The following is a 1,632-nucleotide window of genomic DNA, read 5'->3' as shown; positions in this document are numbered from 1 at the left end:
GGTGCCGGAACACGCGAATAATGGACATCCCTTGAATCGATTCATTGATAATCGCATTAATTTCACTGAGTCTGGACCGAATGATTGTATTATAGCGGGTGGCGACCTTGCGATACAATATAATCCACAAGATCAATAACGGTACAATAAACAGAGAGATAAGACCCAGTCTGAAGTCTAGCAAAAAGAGTGCAACATATACTCCTGCCATCGTTACAATCCCTGAAGTGAAATTTGAGAGCACAGCCACAAACAAATCTTTGACTGCCTCAGTGTCATTCGTAACACGGGATACGACTTTGCCTGCGGGCAAGTTATCAAAAAAGTAAACTGGCAACCGCTGGATGTGCGCGTAGAGATCAAGCCGAAGCTTTTGAATGACCTTGTTCGCCGAGGATTGCAGCCAGTATGTTTTGCCGAATTCAGCAAAAATGGAAATAATCAGGAAGAAGCAATACCAGCCAATCAGCTGAAAGATACCGGGCATTTCCGGTTTGTAAAAGCTATACAGTTCATCAGCTGTCAGAGCCTTAGCTTCATAGCGAAAGGTGTCGGAGCCGCGTGTCACAGTCAGCGTTCCGTTCGTAAAGGAGCGGTTACCGTCAGCCACTTTAACCGAGCCATCGATAAATACGAAAGATTTCCCAACTTGTAAAATCCTCGCTTCGCGACCTTTGGTCTCCCCGGACTCAAAGCGATCTTCACGCTTAAAGTGGGTTCCAGCATAGCTTACAGTTCCGTCCACACTAGTTGTTTCATAAAATGGTTTTTCAATAGCGAGCATATGGTCGTCAATCATCGTTTTGGCGATGAAGGGACCAGCGAGCTCGGCGGCTACTCCGATAGCCAAAGCGATGAGAGCGGCAATAAAGCCTGCTTTGCTCGTCAGCGCGTACTGGAATAGCCTTTTGCCGATATTGGGTTTCATTAGGATACCTCCCCTGAGGTCAGATCAGATTCCACTTGTTGCCGTTCATACTGTTGTCGGTACCATCCGTCAGCCTGAAGCAGCTCGCTGTGGGTCCCTTCCTCAATAATGCGTCCTTGCTCCAGCACGACGATCCGGTCTGCATGTTCTACAGCAGAGAGGCGGTGGGTGGAGATCAAGGTTGTTTTACCCGAGCGCTTACGTCGGATATTGTCAATAATCCTTGCTTCCGTCCGGGCATCTACTGCAGATAGTGCATCGTCGAGCAATAGAATATCCGGATCACCGATAAAGGCGCGTGCCAGCGAAACACGCTGCTTCTGGCCGCCGGACAGGGCGATACCTTTTTCTCCGACCAGTGTATCCAGCCCATCAGACAAGGTACCTAAATCCTGGTCGAAGGCAGCTGTACGGATAGCTTCCATAATGTCGTCATCATCTGCACGAGGTTTCCCGAACTGAATGTTCTCGCGCACCGATTTAGAAAACAAAATTTGCTCTTGCGGCACGTAGCCGATCCAGCTGTGTAGTTGTTCTACTGCAATGTCCTCCAAACGTATGCCGGAGATTAAAATATCACCGCTACCCGTCGGATATTCATGCAGTAGCTGTTTGAGCAGAGTGGATTTCCCGCTGCCTGTTCTACCAACGACGCCTAGCGTTTCTCCGCGTTTGAGCTCCAGACACACATGTGACAGATTGTC

General features: G+C 48.7%; 2 protein-coding genes. Both read right to left on the bottom strand.

What is annotated here, in order from left to right; translation table 11 throughout:
* Nucleotides 1-928: ABC transporter ATP-binding protein (locus GRP75_RS26335; RefSeq protein ID WP_160790818.1), on the bottom strand; the 928-nt coding region annotated here is incomplete at its 3' end.
* A partial coding sequence (locus GRP75_RS26330; RefSeq protein WP_160790817.1) for an ABC transporter ATP-binding protein occupies nt 928-1,632 on the bottom strand: 705 nt, incomplete at its 5' end. The genes GRP75_RS26335 and GRP75_RS26330, both read right to left, overlap by 1 nt.

The organism is Paenibacillus sp. OT2-17, assembly GCF_009827695.1.
Classification (GTDB): domain Bacteria; phylum Bacillota; class Bacilli; order Paenibacillales; family Paenibacillaceae; genus Paenibacillus; species Paenibacillus polymyxa_B.
Note: the sequence above shows the minus strand (reverse complement) of the source record. Positions and strands in the feature narration are given on the sequence as shown.